Source organism: Kutzneria sp. 744, from assembly GCF_000568255.1.
Classification (GTDB): domain Bacteria; phylum Actinomycetota; class Actinomycetes; order Mycobacteriales; family Pseudonocardiaceae; genus Kutzneria.
On record NZ_KK037166.1, the window covers coordinates 10,364,809 to 10,381,593 of the forward strand.

13 protein-coding genes are annotated in these 16,785 nt (G+C 68.2%); 9 read left to right on the forward strand and 4 right to left on the reverse strand.

Annotated elements, in window-relative coordinates; translation table 11 throughout:
* The 4 genes from KUTG_RS54900 to KUTG_RS47110 all read left to right on the forward strand — a co-directional run.
* Positions 1–302 (forward strand): glycoside hydrolase family 95-like protein (locus KUTG_RS54900; protein ID WP_198047588.1); only part of this gene is annotated, 302 nt, incomplete at its 5' end.
* 88 nt (positions 303–390) lie between these two features.
* A complete protein-coding gene (locus tag KUTG_RS47095) occupies positions 391–1,158 on the forward strand; it encodes an IclR family transcriptional regulator (RefSeq protein ID WP_198047589.1) in 768 nt (255 codons plus the stop codon).
* Positions 1,159–1,275: 117 nt separating this feature from the next.
* On the forward strand, positions 1,276–2,331 hold the full coding sequence (locus tag KUTG_RS47100; RefSeq protein WP_043733213.1) for an aromatic ring-hydroxylating dioxygenase subunit alpha: 1,056 nt from the start codon (positions 1,276–1,278) through the stop codon (positions 2,329–2,331).
* A gap of 250 nt (positions 2,332–2,581) precedes the next feature.
* Positions 2,582–3,556, forward strand: a complete 975-nt coding sequence (locus tag KUTG_RS47110; protein ID WP_043726421.1) for a PDR/VanB family oxidoreductase — start codon at positions 2,582–2,584, stop codon at positions 3,554–3,556.
* A gap of 212 nt (positions 3,557–3,768) precedes the next feature.
* Here KUTG_RS47110 and KUTG_RS47115 read toward each other — a convergent pair whose 3' ends face one another.
* Positions 3,769–4,971, reverse strand: coding sequence for a glycoside hydrolase family 5 protein (locus KUTG_RS47115; protein ID WP_043726424.1), 1,203 nt, complete (start codon positions 4,969–4,971; stop codon positions 3,769–3,771).
* A 688-nt stretch (positions 4,972–5,659) separates the two neighbouring features.
* Between KUTG_RS47115 and KUTG_RS47120 the strand changes: the two genes are divergently transcribed.
* A complete protein-coding gene (locus KUTG_RS47120) occupies positions 5,660–7,792 on the forward strand; it encodes a WD40/YVTN/BNR-like repeat-containing protein (protein ID WP_052396269.1) in 2,133 nt (710 codons plus the stop codon).
* Positions 7,793–7,939: 147 nt separating this feature from the next.
* Complete coding sequence (locus KUTG_RS47125; protein ID WP_043726426.1) at positions 7,940–8,785, forward strand: chitosanase; 846 nt, start codon at positions 7,940–7,942, stop codon at positions 8,783–8,785.
* Positions 8,786–8,917: 132 nt separating this feature from the next.
* On the opposite strand, the gene KUTG_RS47130 is transcribed toward KUTG_RS47125, so the two are convergent.
* Together KUTG_RS47130 and KUTG_RS47135 are read right to left on the reverse strand one after the other, a co-directional pair.
* Positions 8,918–9,586, reverse strand: coding sequence for a hypothetical protein (locus KUTG_RS47130; RefSeq protein WP_043726428.1), 669 nt, complete (start codon positions 9,584–9,586; stop codon positions 8,918–8,920).
* Between the two features lie 417 nt (positions 9,587–10,003).
* A complete protein-coding gene (locus KUTG_RS47135; protein ID WP_063753653.1) occupies positions 10,004–11,629 on the reverse strand; it encodes a S53 family peptidase in 1,626 nt (541 codons plus the stop codon).
* 243 nt (positions 11,630–11,872) lie between these two features.
* Here KUTG_RS47135 and KUTG_RS47140 point away from each other — a divergent pair, with 243 nt between their 5' ends.
* From KUTG_RS47140 to KUTG_RS47150, 3 genes are all read left to right on the forward strand, one after another.
* On the forward strand, positions 11,873–12,418 hold the full coding sequence (locus KUTG_RS47140; RefSeq protein WP_157495290.1) for a hypothetical protein: 546 nt from the start codon (positions 11,873–11,875) through the stop codon (positions 12,416–12,418).
* A 337-nt stretch (positions 12,419–12,755) separates the two neighbouring features.
* The gene (locus tag KUTG_RS47145) at positions 12,756–14,180 is read left to right on the forward strand and encodes a non-reducing end alpha-L-arabinofuranosidase family hydrolase (protein WP_052396270.1); all 1,425 of its coding nucleotides are present in this window, start codon (positions 12,756–12,758) and stop codon (positions 14,178–14,180) included.
* Between the two features lie 519 nt (positions 14,181–14,699).
* Complete coding sequence (locus KUTG_RS47150) at positions 14,700–15,512, forward strand: ZIP family metal transporter (protein ID WP_043726430.1); 813 nt, start codon at positions 14,700–14,702, stop codon at positions 15,510–15,512.
* A 217-nt stretch (positions 15,513–15,729) separates the two neighbouring features.
* Here the strand turns inward: KUTG_RS47150 and KUTG_RS47155 are convergent, their stop codons facing one another.
* Positions 15,730–16,773 carry an ABC transporter substrate-binding protein gene (locus KUTG_RS47155; RefSeq protein ID WP_232241317.1) on the reverse strand — a complete coding sequence of 348 codons (1,044 nt, stop codon included), beginning with the start codon at positions 16,771–16,773 and terminating at the stop codon, positions 15,730–15,732.
* Between the last annotated feature and the right edge of the window lie 12 nt (positions 16,774–16,785).

A 16,785-nucleotide genomic window follows, 5' to 3' on the forward strand; every position in this document is an offset into this window, starting at 1 on the left:
ACTTCGGCGCCACCGCCGCCATCGCCGAGATGTTGCTCCAGTCCCACCACGACGGACGGCTCGATCTGCTGCCGGCGCTGCCGTCCGCATGGCCCGACGGCGAGGTGCGCGGGCTGCGCGCACGCGGCGGATTCACGGTGGAACTGCTCGCCTGGACGAACAATGCGCCTACCCGGTGCCGTGTGGTCGCCGGCCCGAACGCCGTCAACGGTGGCACGGTCCTGCTGCGGTGGCGAGACGCCGTCGGTACGACGCGGGAGCGGCTGTGCCGTGCGGGAGAGGGAACGATCTCGCTGATCTAGGCTCTACGCAGGCCCAACCCGGACCTGAAGCCCAGGTCGGTCAAAGCCGGCGTGATCCAGTGGACGGGTGCGCCACGGCGAGTAGGTGATGATGCGAAGAGGCCGACCGGCCGGCCCTACCGGCTCCGTCGTGCGACGGGCATTCCGGCTGCTGGACGCGTTCGATGCGCAGCGCCGGGCACTGACCCTGAGCGAGATCGCCCGTAGATCGGACATGCCGCTGCCGACCGTGCACCGGCTGCTGCGGGACCTGTGTGCCCTGGGCGCCGTCGAACGCGGTGACGACGGCCTGTTCCGCATCGGGCTGCGCCTGTGGGAAATCGGCTCGCTGGCCCCGCGTGGCCAGGGATTGCGCGAGCGGGCGCTGCCCTTCCTGGAAGACCTGTCGCAGATCACGAAGGAGAACGTTCAGCTCGCCGTCCGTGAGAGCACCGAGGTCGTCTTCGTCGAGCGGATCGCCGGCTCCGGCGCGGTTCCGGTGCTGACCAGGGTCGGCGGACGGTTCGCGCTGACGGCGACCGGTGTCGGGCTGGTGCTGCTCGCGCACGCCCCGGCCGAGATCCAGGCCACGGTGCTGAGCATGCCGATCGAGCGCTACACACCGAGGACGGTGACCGATCCGGCGCAGTTGCGCCGAATGCTGGCCGACGTGCGGGCACAGGGCTTTGCCATCAGCGACCGGCAGATCTCCATGGACACCCTCTCGGTCGCCGCGCCGGTCCAGGACGGCCACGGTCAGGTCGTCGCCGCGGTGTCCCTGGTCGTGCATCACGGCAGCACTTCGCCGCACTTCCTGGTGCCGTTGGTTCGCACCAGCGCACGAGCGCTTTCCCGCGCTCTCGCCACGCCGGGGTGACCTCGGCGAGCGGCACGCAAGTCGTCTTCCATTTTCCGGAAGAGCTGTTGGCGCGCGGGGGAGCACCCGTGATGCTGTGCTTCGGGCCAGCTGTCATCGCGCGGGAGGTCGATGATCATGACGGAGATTCCACGCGACCAGTGGTACGTCGCCGCCTACAGCTCGGAGATCGGCCACGAGCTGTTCGCCCGCACCATCTGCGGTGAGCCGATCCTGTTCTGGCGCACGCGGAGCGGCCCGGTGACCGCCGTGCCCGACCGGTGCGTCCACCGCCGCTTCCCGCTCTCGCAGGCGCCGTCCAGGCTCGTCGACGATCAGGTCGTGTGCGGCTACCACGGGTTCACCTACGCCAGCGACGGCAAATGCGTGGCCGTGCCGGGACAGAGCCGGATCCCTCGCACCGCGCGGCTGCTGCCGTATCCGTTGGTGGAGCAGGACTCGTTCGTGTGGGTGTTCATCGGCGATCCCGCCAGGGCCGACGCGTCGCTCGTCCCTCGGGCGCCGTACCTCGATTCGCCGGTCCATGCCACGGTCGCCGGCATGGAGCCGTTGCGGGCCCGGTTCTCCTTGCTCGTCGACAACCTGCTGGACCTGTCCCACGAGACCTATCTGCACGGCGGCTACATCGGCACGCCGGAGGTCGCGGCGACCCCGATCACGACCGAGGTCGACGACGAGGCCGGCATCGTCTACGTCTCGCGGCACATGGACGACACCGAGTGTCCGCCGTTCTATGCCAGGTCCACCGGGTTGCAGGGCAGGATCACCCGCTGGCAGGACATCGAGTACACGCCGCCATGCCTGTACATCCTGCACAGCCGGGTCGCCCCGGTCGGGTCCGTGCCGAACCCGGACGGCACCGACCCGGATGCCTTCCACGTCGAGGTGGTCTACGCGATCACGCCGGAGACCGAGAACTCCACCCACGACTTCTGGGCGGTGGCGCGGGACTTCGCCCTGGAGGACCAGGAGGTGTCGACCTTCCTCGCCGAGAGCAACCGCACGGTCGTGCTGCAGGACGTGGCGGCGCTCGACGTCCTCGAACGGGTCATCGCCGCCGAGCCCGACGGCTACCAGGAGCTGTCGATCAACATCGACACCGGCGGCCTCGCGGCACGTCGGATGCTCCAGAGCATGGCCCGTGCACCTCAGGCTGCCAGCACCCCGTCATGACCGACCTTCCCGAGAACCGGCCCGGGTCGTCCGGCCGGCGTGTCCACCGTGTGCACTGGGTGCCGGGCGCGGACCGGCTCCGTGCCGTGTGCCATTGCGGAGCCGAGCGCGAGTTCGACGAGCCGACCGAGTTGTGGGACTGGCTACTCGGCCACCCCGCCGGACACGAGGTGACCCACCGCGAACCGCAGCCACGGCCGGTCGGAGCACCGGTCCTGGCGTCGACCTGAGACCAGGACAAGACACCGCGATGACGACCGAGCCACACACCGAGCACGAACTCGATCTCGTGCTCGTGCGCAAGGAGACGATCGCCGACGGTGTCGTGCGGTTGACATTGCGCCACCCGGACGGGGAGTCCCTGCCCGGGTGGAAGCCGGGCGCGCACGTCGATCTGGTGCTCACCGACGACATGACCAGGCAGTACTCCCTGTGCGGGAACCCGCATGACAGATCGACCCTAGAGGTGGCCGTGCTCCGCGAGGAGGCTGGCCGGGGCGGTTCGCGGTACGTGCACGACGTTCTCGTCGAGGGGCAGCGCGTTCACCTTCGTGGTCCTCGCAACCACTTCGCCCTCGTGGAGGCCAGGCGATACCTGTTCATCGCCGGCGGCATCGGCATCACCCCGATCCTGCCCATGGTCGCGCAGGTAGCGGCTGGCGGAGCGGACTGGAGGCTCGTCTACGGCGGCCGCACACGTCAGTCGATGGCGTTCCGCGACGAGTTGACGGCCCGATATCCAGGGCGCGTCGAGATTCACCCGCAGGACGAGCACGGTCTGCTCGACCTGTCCTCGCTGCTCGCGGAACCGGGATCGGACGCCGACGACACCGCGATCTACTGCTGTGGACCGGAAGCCCTGCTCGTGGCGGTCGAGCAGCGTTGCGCCGGTCGGCCGTCCGGCGTGCTGCATCTGGAGCGGTTCGCGCCGAAGGACGGCGCGCTGGACCGCTCTCGTACGGCATTCGAGATCGAGCTCGCTCGGACGGGCACGGTGGTGGAGGTCCCGACCGACCGATCCATCCTCGGTGTCGTCGAGGAATCGGGCGTCTCGGTGCTCTCCTCGTGTCAGGAAGGCACCTGCGGCACCTGCGAGACCGCTGTGCTGTCCGGGAAGCCGGATCACCGCGACTCCGTCCTCACCGCCGAGGAACAGGAAGCCGGCGACGTGATGATGATCTGCGTGTCCCGCTCACATTCCCCTCGCCTTGTCCTCGACCTCTGACGACGGGCATCTCGCGCCCTCCGATGTCGACGGGCCGTGTCGGAAAACGCTTGCCGAACGGGATTCACACGACGCGGCCGCGCCGGCCGGCCAACGCCTCGGAATGCGCGGCCGGCTCGACACGTACGATCCCGCCTCCGGCACGTCCTCAGATCGCTGAGCGGTTGTGACGTGAGCCGCCGGCGACGTGCTGCGTCGCACACGCCGGAGTGCTAGCGGGGGCCGCTCATGATGGCGTTGATGATCTCCTGATGGGTCACCGCGTAGGACTTCCGGTCGAACAGCCCGAATCCGTACTGGCCGTTCGCGCCGTTGTCCCAGTAGACCGTGGCCGCGCCGTACTTCTTGGCCGTGGCCACGACGGCGTGCGCGTAGTCGGCACGGTACTTGTTGCTCGACGAGTCGAACGAGGACTTGTCTATCGAGCCGTATTCACCGACCACCACCGGGTATCCCTTGGTGACGAACTTGTCGTACGTCTTCTTCAACTGCGCGTCCAGGTAGTCCTCCTGGCCCCAGGTCGACTTCTTGGCCGGGTTGGTCGCCGCGCGGCCCCACTGCGTGATGGCGCCGCTGTCCGTGCCGGTGAAGTCCCAGGGGTCGTAGTAGTGCACGGAGATCATGATCCGCTTTTCGCTGCCGGGGATGGAGGAGGACCGGTACTGGTCGGTCGGCAGCGCGAAGCCGTAGTTCCCGGTGGTGTAGTCGATGTTCGTGTTCCAGCCGGGGATGAGCAGCCACCGCGCGGTATTGTTGCCGCCGGTCTTCCGCACGGTGTCCACGAAGGTCTGGTTGTAGCTGTTGATGTTCGAGTAGCACGGCTGGGTCGGATTGCCGTACTGCCCGGTGAACTCCTCGTTCATCGACTCGAAGATCAGGTGCTGGTCGTAGTTCTGGAACTTGGCCGAGATCTGCTGCCACGCCTTCTGGTACTTGGCCTTGATCGTCGTCTGCGCGGACGAGTCGCAGATCAGCCAGGAGCCGGTGACGGACTTGTAGCCGTCGCCGTGCATGTTGATCAGCACGTACAGGCCGCGGTTGTAGGCGTAGTCGACGACCTGCTGAATCCGGTTCAGCCAGGAGGAGCTGATCGTGTAGTTCGGGCCGGCCCCGATGTCGTTCAGGTACGAGACCGGGATCCGGATCGTCTTGAATCCGGCCGCCTTCACCTTGTCGATGAGGGCCTGCGTCACGGTCGGCAGCCCCCACGCGGTCTCGCTGGGATAACCGTTGGCGTTGGCTTCTAACTGGTTCCCCAGATTCCAGCCCGCGCCCATGTCGGCCACGATCTGCGAAGCGCTCGACCGTGGTGCGGTGCCGGCCGATGCCTGGGTCGCCAGGCCGGAAGCGGACGCGGCGACCGCCAACAGGGCGGCAAGGAAGGCGACTCTGGTCTTCCTTGTGGTGCGGGCCATAGGTGTTTCCTCTCTTCCGACGCGCGAACGGACACGTCGTCGCGCCGCTTGCTGCGCAGGGAATGCGGCCGGTGCCGTGAATGCCGCACGGTCAACTTCGCCGATGGAACCGCACGACGATGGGCCTGGCAAGTGTTGTCTGCCAGCTTCGTCGAAACACGCATGTCGCTGTTCCGGCGGTATGAAATTTTCAGATGCCGGCCGCTCGGCCAGATCATGACAACCCGTCACGTGTCCTGGCCGTGCGGCGGTGTGCCTTTCGACAAGCATCAATGCCGCGAATTCGGGCTGCTGTGCCGACCGCCCGGTGACGACTGTTCAAGCAAGTCGTGGTCGGCATCCGAAGGGTCCATTGTGGACTCAGCGGAGAGCGTCACCGGGTTCGGGCCGCCGTCGCCTCACGGTGGTCGACAGCGGTACGGGACCGCGCGGATGCGGTGAAGCAGACGTCGTTCGTGCTCGACGACACGGCGCTCGACGTCCGCTGATGACAGCGACCCGCCGGCCGCCGCCCTGGCCGATGAGGCACGTCGTCGCGACCGACCGACCTTCGACGGCTGTTGCGCGGCGGCCACTGCTCCTAGCGTCCCCTTCGTCACGGCACGGATCCGTAGGAAGGACTCGGATGCTTCGGTTAGCAACGGCTGTCGCGCTCGTCGGCACGTTGGTCGTTCCCACGGGCCATCCCATGGACGACGACGATGACAGTGGCCCGGCGGCCCCCGCCGACTACAGCTACGTGCAGAAAACAGTGCCGGGTCAGACCCTTCCCCGGCACGCCTACGATATCGCCGCAGCTCAGGCCCGCCATCTGCCGACTGTCGGCGGCGCCTGGCAGCCGCTCGGTCCGACGAACATCGGTGGCCGGGTGGTCGGGCTGGCCATGGACCCGACCGCGACCGACGCCTTGTACGCCGCCTCCGCGAGCGGCGGCCTCTGGCGGTCGACCGACGCCGGCCGCACCTTCACCGCCGCGTGGCCCCAGGACGCCACGCAGGCGATGGGGGCCGTCGCGGTAGCGCCCAACGGCACGGTCTACGTCGGCACCGGCGAGCCCAATCCGGGCGGCGGCAGCGTCACCTACGAGGGCACCGGCGTCTACCGCTCCACTGATCGCGGCGCGACCTGGCGGCCGGTCGGGCTGCCCGACTCCGGCACCATCGGCGCGATCGCCATCGACCCGACCGATCCGCGGCGGATCCTCGTCGCGGCGAACGGCTCGCTGTACACGCCCGGCGGTGATCGCGGCGTCTACCTGAGTGCCGACGCCGGCAGCAGTTGGCGCAAGGTGCTCGACGTGCCGAACGCGTTCACCGGGGCGGTCGACGTCCAGTTCGATCCGGCCGACCCGCACCGCGTCTACGCCGCGCTCTGGGATCACCGCCGGCAGCCCGACCAGCGGGTTTACGGCGGAGTCGGCTCCGGCCTGTACCGCTCGACCGACAGCGGCGCCACCTGGCGGCAGCTCGGCGGTGGCCTGCCGGCCACCGGACCCGACGTCGGCCGCTACGGCTTCGGCGTCTCCGTCTCCCAGCCGGGCCGGCTGTACGCCATCGTCGGCACGGCCGCCGGCGCCTACGGCAGCGCCTACACCTCGGCCGACGCGGGCAGCACCTGGACCCGCCTGCCCGACGACCCGGAACTCGTCGACTCGCAGTCCAGCTACAGCTGGTGGTTCGGCAAGATCTGGGTCGACCCGCGCGACGCGAACCACGTGCAGCTGGCCGGCGTGCCCCTGATGACCTCGCACGACGGCGGCAAGACCTGGACCGCCAACGACGACGTGCATTCCGATCAGCACGCCATCGTCTGGGATCCACGCCATCCGAAGCGGGTGTACCTCGGCAACGACGGCGGCGTCTACCGGTCCGACAGCAACGGCGACGGCGGCTGGACGCACGCGGTGAGCGAGCCGTTCACGCAGCTCTACAGTGTGGCGATCACCGCTGCGGACACCTCGCGCGTATCCGGTGGGGCGCAGGACAACGGATCGCTGCGGTCGTGGGGCGGTCCGCGGTTCAACGAGTACTTCGGCGGTGACGGCCAGGAGAACCTGATCAGCCCGGCCGACGACAACACCGTCTACGCCTGCTATCAGTACGGCAACTGCGCGCGGTCCACCGACGGCGGCACGACGACCACCGAATTCACCGACGCCACCACTTCCGACCGCCGCAACTGGCTCACCCCGGTCCAGTTCGATCCGACCAACCCGAAAGTCATGTACTACGGGGGAAACCGGCTCAACCGCACCACCGACGGCGGCGTCACCTGGACCACGATCAGCCCCGACCTGACCGGCGGCCCCGGCAAGGACGACTACCCGTTCGGCACCATCACCACCGTCGCCGCGGCGGGTGATCAGCACACGGTCTGGGTCGGCACCGACGACGGCCGGGTCTGGGTCACGCACGATCTCGGCGCCTCCTGGACCACCGTGCTCACCGGGCAGCCCTGGGTGACCCGAGTCGTCGCGGATCCCCACAGCCCGAACTCCGCCTACGTCACGCTGTCCGGCTACCGGTCTGGTTCGGCACAGCCGCATGTGCTGCGCACGACCGACAACGGCGGCCACTGGGCGGACCTGTCCGGAAATCTGCCGCAGGCGCCGGTGAACACCCTCGTGATCGGCGCGGGTGGCATTCTCTACGCCGGCACCGACCAGGGCGTGTTCGCCAGTCCGGCGGGATCCGCCCGGTGGGCGCGGCTGGGCCAGAACCTGCCGCTGGTGCCGGTCGACGACATCGCGTACGACCCGTCGCACCATCGCCTGGTGATCGCCACCTTCGGGCGCGGCTTCTACTCGCTCACCGTCGCGTGACCGGCCGTGCCGGCGGCCCGTGCGGGGTCGCCGGCACGGATCCGAGCGGTCCTCGCAGTAGGTATTGACATTATGAAGGTTCCTTTACGAACATAGGGGCCCGCCGCCGAAGCACACCCTCCACCCCCTGCCCATGGAGATCCTTCGGTGCCAACTTCATCCGCCGCGCGCGCCGTGACCACGGCCCTCGCGTGTTCCCTGCTCGCCCTGTGCACGGCCGCCGTTCCGTCCGCGGTCGCCTTCGCCACGCCGACGGCCGTGCACCAGGTCCGCGCCGACGAGGGCGACCTGAACGACCCCGCGAAGAAGGAGATCGCGATGGAGCTCGTCTCCAGCGCGGAGAACTCCTCGCTGGACTGGAAGGCCCAGTACTCGTACATCGAGGACATCCACGACGGCCGCGGCTACACCGCCGGCATCATCGGCTTCTGCTCCGGCACCGGCGACATGCTCGAACTGGTTCGGAGCTATGCCCAGCGGGAGCCCGGAAACGTCCTCGCCAGGTACCTGCCGGCGCTCGAAGCCGTCAACGGCTCCGACTCGCACGACGGCCTCGACCCCACCTTCAAGGACGACTGGGCGTCCGCCGCGGGCGACCCCGTCTTCCAACAGGCCCAGAACGACGAGCGGGACCGCGTCTACTTCGACCCGTCGGTCAGCCAGGCCAAGCAGGACGGACTGGGCGCGCTCGGCCAGTTCATCTACTACGACGCGATCGTCATGCACGGTCCCGGGACCGACGGGACCTCGTTCGGCGGGATCCGGGCCACCGCCATGCGCAACGCTCGGACCCCGGCCCAGGGCGGCGACGAGGTGACCTACCTCAACGCGTTTCTCGACGCCCGCAAGGCCGCGATGCTCACGGAAGAAGCGCACAGCGACACCACCCGTGTCGACACCGAGCAGCGGGTCTTCCTCGACAACGGCAACCTCGCCCTGAACCCGCCGCTGCACTGGCAGGTCTACGGCCAGCCCTTCGACATCGACGGCTGACCAGCCGTAGGCCCGCCGGGCGGCCCCACGCCATCACTCGGACACGCCCGCCGTCAAACACCGTGGGGTCCGCCGACCTGGTCAGGCCGACGGACCCCACGGTGACAGCGACTACCGGTCAGTGACTACCGGTCAGTGACTGCGGCGACGAGCAAGGAACCGAAGCGCGAACAGAAGGCCACCGCCGAGCACGAGCAGCAGGGCGGCGATCCCGATCATCACGCCCGAGTTCACACCGGTGTTGGCCAGCGCGGTGTTCTCGACCGACGTCTCAGTCGTCGTCGGCGCCACGACCACCGCGGAGGTGGTCGTCGACGGAGCCGTCGTCGTGGTCACCGCCGTGGTGGACGTCGTCGTGGTGGTCGTGGTCGTCGTGGTGGTGGTCGTGGGCGGCGGCGTGCTCTTCTGGCACGCCGCGGCCTGCAGCGTCTTGGTGAACGACCAGCCGTTCTTGCCGTTGGCGTCGTCCCACGCCTTCACCGTGACCACGAAGGTCTCGGCCACGTCGCTCGGGATGGTCTTCGCGTCATGGAACGTCGCGTGGTACTTGTCCTGGAACGTGGTCTGGACCAGGCTGGTCGCGCTCTTCGCACCGGCCGCCTGGACCGTGGCCGACACCGAGTTGGGGTGGCTGCCGTTGTAGTCCTTGAGGTCGATGGTGAGCGTGGTCTGCTCGCCCACACATCCCGCCGTCAGGGTCGGCGTGTGTGCGTCGGCGGGGGCGGCAAGCAGAACTGCGGCGCCGATCGCCACGGCCGCTGCGGAGCCGATGCCGAACGCCCGTCGCGCTGTGAGTGTCATCCGTCGTAACCCGATCTCTGATCAGCCAGGGGGAGAGTAAGGACCGAGCGACCCTACGGGCCAAGAAGGGCGCTGCGCTAGAACGCCCAGGCGCGCGATTGGGTATCAGATTGGTCACGACGGCCCTGGACGGTCATACGCGGACGCCGTGGCGTGGTCCGTGTGAACGCGTCAAGCGGCGTGCTGGCGGGAGTGAGCCACAAATCACACGATCACCAAGGGCAGTAGGGTGCGCGGCAGATGTCGTCAGATGACGCCGAACTTCGTGCTGGACATTCGCCGCGAGTGTTCCACCCCATGCCGCTCTGTCCGACGCAATACGCAAATGGAATCATCCGCGCCGGCGAGAGTTCGACCGCCGCGATCTGACCCGGAAGACGACGTGCAGGGTCTCGCGGCGACATAGGTTCCGCGGATTCACCGTGGGCGAGCGGATGAATCCGATCGAACTGACCCAGGGGTGTCGCCCTCGCCGTACCGCTCCTTGAGCAGGGCCAGCAAGGCCGAACCGACAGGCACACCGAGGCCCGTGCACGGATCCCAGCCGACCCGGGCGCTGTAGGCGCCGTTGTCACCGTGCGACACGTCGCGGAAGCCCTCGGTCGGCGAGCCCTCGGCGGCCAATGCGTACAGCGCGGGCTGCAGCAGCCCGACCGGCCGACCCAATGCCTGGGCGATCCGGCACACCAGCGCCACCCACAGCGGAGCGACCGCGCTCGTCCCGCCGGCAAAGCCCACCTGCCCGTCGATCAGCAGCCGGTAGCCGGTCATCGGATCGGCCAGCGCGGCGACGTCCGGCACCCCGCGGCCGGCTCCCCGGCCATCGGGCCGAGCCGGCACTCCGACATGGGTCTGCCAGTCCGGCAGCGGGAACGTCGTGCTGATCCCGCCGCCGGTGACGCCGCCGCCTGCGGCCTTCTCGTTCCACACGGTCTCGGTCTGCGGAGCCCCGCTCGGCGCGAGCAGCACCGAAGTGCCCCCGCAGGCCAGCACATGAGGGCTGGCGGCGGGAAAGTCGACGTGGGAGTGACCATCGACGTGCGTGTCGACGCTGCCGTTGTCGCCGGCCGCCGCGCACACCGTGACGCCGAGCGCCGCCGCGTCCTGGAAGAGTTCGTCGATGGCGGTCCTGGCCTGGTCGGTCCAGGTGTCTTCCGAGCGGCCGAAGCTGATGCTGAGCACCGTCGGGGTCGGCGTCGCGTGCACCGCGGTCGCGATGCCGTCCACGAAACCCCGGTCGTTGTTGGGCGCCTGGTACAGCACCAGGTCTGCGCGCGGCGCCAGTGCCCCGAGCACCTCGACGTCAAGCAGCAGCTCGTCGTCCGACGCGAATCCTTGACCGGCTGTATTGCGCACGCCGTCGACGCCGACCGATCTCACGGTGCGCCTCGGAATGCCGAGGCCGTCGAAGTAGGTGTCCAACTCCTGTTGGCTGAAGCCGCCCTCGAACTCCATGATGGCGGCGATCTGGCCACTGCCGTCGGTGTCCGCCGGAAAGTCGTAGACCTTCGTCAGTATCGGCACGTCGAAGCGGTAGGCCGCGCGCTGGGGCGAGGGCGTCTGGCGGCGCAGGTTGCCCTGGGCCTGTGGTCTGTCGTCGAGGCCGAACACACCGACCACGATGCCGTCCAGGACGCTCGGCATTCCCAGGCTTCCCGATCGGCTCCGGTGCTCGACGGGCTGTCCGGTTCTCGGATCCGTGCTCCGCGTCCGCTGAAGTTCGGTGGCGAACAGTGCGCTCACCGCGTCGGCCGGCCCGTCGCACGACATTCGCCGCGAGCCGATGTGCACGTCGGAAACCGCGATGCCGGCTGTCCGGAACACCGCTGTCACGTTGTCCACGTCCGCCGGGTTGGCCCCGAATCGTGCGGCCAGTTCGTCCCGCGACACGATTCGTGTGCCGTCGACAAGGTCCTTCGGCAGCGGGGACCGTCTACGCAGGACGACGGTGAACTCGATTCGCTCGGTCGCTTCCACCGGGCCGAGTGGCTGTGCGTCCGCCAGGACGGTCCGGTCGCTGCCCGGCAGCGTGGCATGGGACATGGCTTCACACTAGGACTTTCGCCCACCAACCGGTCATTCTCGACCACTTCCGGCAGTCAGCCGTCGTGCCGATCTGCCCGTTCGCTCATCACCGCCGTGTGGCGTCAGCAACAGTTCGGCGAGCTGGCTGCGGTCAGCGCGGAGCTTCTCCTGGCGTACGAGCACCAGACCGAGGAGCGCCTCTCCGGATCCGGCGACGGAAATCGGGGTTCGGAAACGGAAAACGCGGCCTAGAGTCGGCGGGTGGACGTTGGTTCTGTGCGGATGGCGCTCCTGGTGGCGAGGGCTGCCGAGCGCTGCAGTTGCCTCAAGCCGGGCGACTGGCCGGACGTCGCGGTCGGCATGCTGCTGGCAGGCAACGAGGATCCGGAGATCGCCGCGCTGGCCGGCCTGAGCGGGTCGGTGACCGGGTGGGACACCGACCCGCTGGTGGACTGCGTGTGCGAGCGACACGGTGTGTCGACACCCGACATGCAGGAGTCGACTCGTCTGATGGCCCGCTTGATGGCCGACGACCTTCGTGCCCGGCCCGCCGTGGTCACCTCGCCCATGATCCGCCTGCTGGCCCGGCTCGCGTCCCCGCCCGTCGAGTCGAATCTGGCGAACCGGTGCTTCGGCGTCGAGGAGTACCTGGACTGCGGCTGTGCTCAGGTCGACCCCGATCTGGACGAGGAACTGCGACTGCTGCCGACACTGCGGCTGCCTTCGGCCGTCGTCGAGGCACTCGCAAGGCCACTGCGCTCGACTCTGCCGACAACTCAACCCCCTCGCGGGCATGACTGGCACTGACCAACGCGTTCATTGCGCGTAGGCGCGGACTACCGCACTCATACGCCGCAGGCGGCCGACTGGTGCTGCGTACTCTGCCCGCGCGTCTGTAACTTTCACCGCCCAGCTGTCCTTTGTGGACATGATGCAGTGGCCTTGACGTGGCAAGGCCGCCTGGTCCGACTTCAGGGTCCCCGGCACCCGAGCGCGTGGATTGACAACTCTTCTCGCGGACGTCGAGGCTGAGGCGACGGAATGTTAGCGGTAACAGTCTTCTCGCTCACGGAAATGCCGATCTGACCGCGCAACGGTGGGAGCAACCACAAATGGACCTGCAGCTGACTGGGAGAAGGTCGTGATGAACAGCGGAAACACCAGCCGCAGGAGTCGATCCCTGATCGCCGTGCTCGCTGCCGCGGTGATGGTCGTCACGGGAGTGGCGCTGGGGGCCGGGCCTGCCCTGGCTGCCGCCACCGGCACGCTGCACGGTGTCGGTTCGGGTCGATGCCTGGATGTGCCGAACGCCAGCCAGACCGACGGCACCTACCTCCAGATCTATGACTGCTCCGGCGGGGCGAGTCAGCAGTGGACCGCGACGGACAGCGGCCAGTTGACGGTGTACGGCGGCAAGTGCCTGGACGTGCCCGGCAGTGCGACCACCGCGGGGACCCGGGTGCAGATCTGGGCCTGTAACGGTGGGGCCAACCAGCAGTGGCGGGTGAACGCTGACGGAACCGTGGTCGGCGTGCAGTCCGGGCTCTGTCTGGACGTCACGGGCGCCGGCACGGCCAACGGCACCGCGGTGGAGATCTGGACGTGTAACGGCGGCAGCAACCAGAAGTGGACCGGCATGTCGACCACGCCGCCCGGGGGAGGCGGCAACTGCTCTCTTCCGTCGACGTACCGTTGGACGTCGACGGGCGCGTTGGCGACGCCGCAGCACGGATGGGTCTCGGTCAAGGACTTCAGCAGCGTCGTCTACAACGGCAAGCACATCGTCTACGCGTCGAACGTCTCCGGGTCGGGGTACGGCTCGATGGCCTTCAGCCCCTTCACGAACTGGTCCGACATGGCCTCGACCGGCCAGACCGGGATGAGCCAGGGCACCGTGGCGCCGACGCTGTTCTACTTCGCGCCGAAGAACATCTGGGTGCTGGCCGGCCAGTGGGGCGCCACGCCCTTCTTCTACCGCACGTCGAGCGACCCCACCAACCCCAACGGCTGGTCCTCGGCGCAGCCGCTGTTCACGGGCGGCCTCTCCGGCGGCTCCGCCCCGATCGACCAGACGCTGATCGGCGACGGCACGAACATGTACCTGTTCTTCGCCGGCGACAACGGCAAGATCTACCGGGCGAGCATGCCGATCGGGAACTTCCCGGGCAGCTTCGGCTCCTCGTACACCACGGTCATGAGCGACTCGACGGCCAACCTCTTCGAGGCGGTCCAGGTCTACAAGGTGCAGGGCCAGAGCCAGTACCTCATGATCGTCGAGGCGATGGGCGCGAACGGACGCTACTTCCGCTCGTTCACGGCCAGCAGCCTCGGCGGTTCGTGGACCCCGCAGGCCAGCAGCGAGAGCAATCCCTTCGCGGGCAAGGCCAACAGCGGCGCCAGTTGGACCAACGACATCAGCCACGGTGACCTGGTCCGCAACAACCCGGACCAGACCATGACCATCGACCCCTGCAACCTGCAGTTCCTCTACCAGGGCAAGTCCCCCAGTGCCGGCGGCCCCTACGACCAGCTGCCGTGGCGGCCGGGTGTCCTTACGCTGCAACACTGACCCACTCCGCCTGACCACGCATGTCTCGGTGAGGGACCCCAGCCACCCTCCGGCTGGGGTCCCTTCCGGCGCTTGCACCGCCAGACGAATCACGGCGCGCGATGACCGTGACCGGACCGAACAAGACCATGCTGTCGGGGCACATGTTGTTCCGTAGCCACCATGTTTTCCGGCACGTCAACTGCGGGACATCGGTAAGTCCTCATTGGACACCGTATCGAGAGACCGCCCGCGCGAGTGCCACGGTCCCGATCAAGAATTCGAGTGATCCCCATGTGATGACGACGGTGACGTGAGTGTGTGAGGGCCGTCTGGTGTCCGGAACCGGCACCGGGCTGAGTGACCACTTGCTCGCGCCGACTTGGCGTCGAAGTCGCCTTGGTGACGTCGACGGAGCTGTTCGAACTCGCTCCGCGGTGTCCACATCACATCTACATCACTGTAGTTGTTAGGCGAGCCTTACCTGGGCTACGGTGTGCCCGCTCGGGATCCACCGTCGACCACACTGGAGTCACATCCATGTCCTCCGCGCAGATCGCGCTGCTCGGCGCCATCGCCGGCTTCACCATCTACCTCGGCCTGCCGCTGGGCCGGATGCGGGCACCCATGCCGCGGCTCAAGGCCGGACTGAATGCCGTCGCGATCGGCATCCTGGTGTTCCTGCTCTGGGATGTGCTCACGCACGCGTGGGAGCCCGTCGACGAGGCGCTGGGCCATCAGGAGATCGGGTCCGCGTTGGGCAACGGCCTCGTGCTCGCAGTGTGCGTCGGCGCAGGACTGCTCGGGCTCGTCTACTTCGACCGCTGGTCGGCCCGCCGTGGCGCGCGTCCCGGTCCTGGCGCCGCCGCTCTCGGCGAGCTCGCCACCGGCACCTGGCGCAGCGCATCCGGGGAGCTGGCGCTGATGATTGCCGTCGGCATCGGGTTGCACAACTTCGCCGAGGGCCTGGCCATCGGCAACTCGGCCGCCAAGGGCGAGCTGGCGCTGGCGGTGCTGCTGATCATCGGGTTCGGGCTGCACAACGCCACCGAGGGCTTCGGCATCGTCGCCCCGCTCACCGGCAGCCGCCCGTCCTGGGGCTTTCTCGCGGTGCTCGGCCTGATCAGTGGCGGTCCCACCTTCGTCGGCACGCTGGTCGGGCAGAGTGTCGTCAACGACACCCTGTCCATCGCGTTCCTTGGCCTGGCCGCCGGGTCGATCCTCTACGTGGTGATCGAGCTGCTGGCCGTTGCCCGCAAGGCGGCGTTGAAGGAGATCACCACCTGGGGTGTGTTCGTCGGCCTGCTGCTTGGTTTTGTCACCGACGCCGTCATCACCGCCGCCGGAGCGTGATCGGAATGGGTGGCCCGCTGTGAGGACGGTTCACCGCTACGGCCAGAAGCTCTTCGCGAGTACGTCGTTCGGCAACGGTGGTCGGCCGCCGCGGCGGTGGACATGCGTGTGGCAGTGACCAGGTCTCCACGGAAGGTTCCGCGCGCAGTTTCCGGGGGTGTGGCGCTGACCACCGTCTGCTGGGCGTTGTGGCAACGACGGCGGTCAGCGTCTGGGCCTACTTGGCGGCTTGAACGAACTTGTCGGTGTAGGTCCTGCTCAGGTCGATCGACTTGCCCTTCACGTCCGGGTTGAACGCCTGCAACACCTTCAGATCGGTGGCCGGCCCGTTGGGCGGCATCATCCCGGTCGGGTTGTAGATGCCCTTCTCGCTGTCGAACGCCTTGATGTAGGCGTCCTTGCCGGAGCCGGCGTAGTAGTCGGCCGGCATCTGGGCGGCCACCTCGGCGCCGGTGTGGTTCTGGATCCACTTCAGCGTCTCGACGTAGGCGTTGACCAGCTTCTGCACGATGTCGGCGTGGTTGTCGACGTAGTCGGTGGTCATGTAGAGCGACGTCGCCGGGTACTCGCCGCCGAGCTGCTGCGCGGTGGCGGCGGCGGTGCGCATGTCCAGCAGGACGTAGGCGGAGCCGGTGGCCAGCAGCGTCGACACGGTCGGCTCGGTGGTCATCGCGCAGTCCACATTGCCGTGCTGCATGGCGCCGATGAGGGTGGCGCCGGACTGCACGCCGATGCGGTGGATGCTCGTGGGATCGACGCCGTTTTTCTGAGCCAGGAACTGGGTGAGGAAGTCGGTGGACGAGCCGATGTCGGTGATGCCGAGGTTGCGGCCCTTCCAGTCGGCCGGGGAGTGCACCTGGTCCTTGACCTCGTTGCGACACAGCTCCACCTCGCCGGGCGTGGTGAGCATGGACACCACCGACTCCATCTGCTGTCCGAGGCCCTGCATGGCGATGGTGTGGTCGTAGAAGCCGCCCACGCCGTCCACCTTCTTGGCGAGCATGTTCGTGGTGGCGTCGACGCCGGCGCCCTCGTCCTGCAGCGTGACGTTGAGGCCCTGCTGCTTGTAGTAGCCCAGGCGCTCGGCGAGCATGAACGGCAGGTAGATCTGCTTGTTCAGGCCACCGACCATGATGGACACCTTGTCGCCGGCGCCGCCGGATGACGAGCCGCTGCTCGCGGTCTGCGAGGCGTTGTTCGCGCACCCGGCCATGACCAGCGCCGCCGCGGCGGCCAGGCCGATCCACAACTTCTTCGTCACAGTGATCTCCTT

Excerpts from the sequence above, each read along its gene's own strand:
- KUTG_RS47110 (WP_043726421.1), top strand. The coding sequence starts at position 2,582 with ATGACGACCGAGCCACACACCGAGCACGAACTCGATCTCGTGCTCGTG.
- KUTG_RS47100 (WP_043733213.1), top strand. The coding sequence starts at position 1,276 with ATGACGGAGATTCCACGCGACCAGTGGTACGTCGCCGCCTACAGCTCG.
- KUTG_RS47115 (WP_043726424.1), bottom strand. The coding sequence starts at position 4,971 with ATGGCCCGCACCACAAGGAAGACCAGAGTCGCCTTCCTTGCCGCCCTG.
- KUTG_RS47095 (WP_198047589.1), top strand. The coding sequence starts at position 391 with ATGATGCGAAGAGGCCGACCGGCCGGCCCTACCGGCTCCGTCGTGCGA.
- KUTG_RS47120 (WP_052396269.1), top strand. The coding sequence starts at position 5,660 with ATGGACGACGACGATGACAGTGGCCCGGCGGCCCCCGCCGACTACAGC.
- KUTG_RS47150 (WP_043726430.1), top strand. The coding sequence starts at position 14,700 with ATGTCCTCCGCGCAGATCGCGCTGCTCGGCGCCATCGCCGGCTTCACC.
- KUTG_RS47135 (WP_063753653.1), bottom strand. The coding sequence starts at position 11,629 with ATGTCCCATGCCACGCTGCCGGGCAGCGACCGGACCGTCCTGGCGGAC.
- KUTG_RS47130 (WP_043726428.1), bottom strand. The coding sequence starts at position 9,586 with ATGACACTCACAGCGCGACGGGCGTTCGGCATCGGCTCCGCAGCGGCC.
- KUTG_RS47145 (WP_052396270.1), top strand. The coding sequence starts at position 12,756 with ATGAACAGCGGAAACACCAGCCGCAGGAGTCGATCCCTGATCGCCGTG.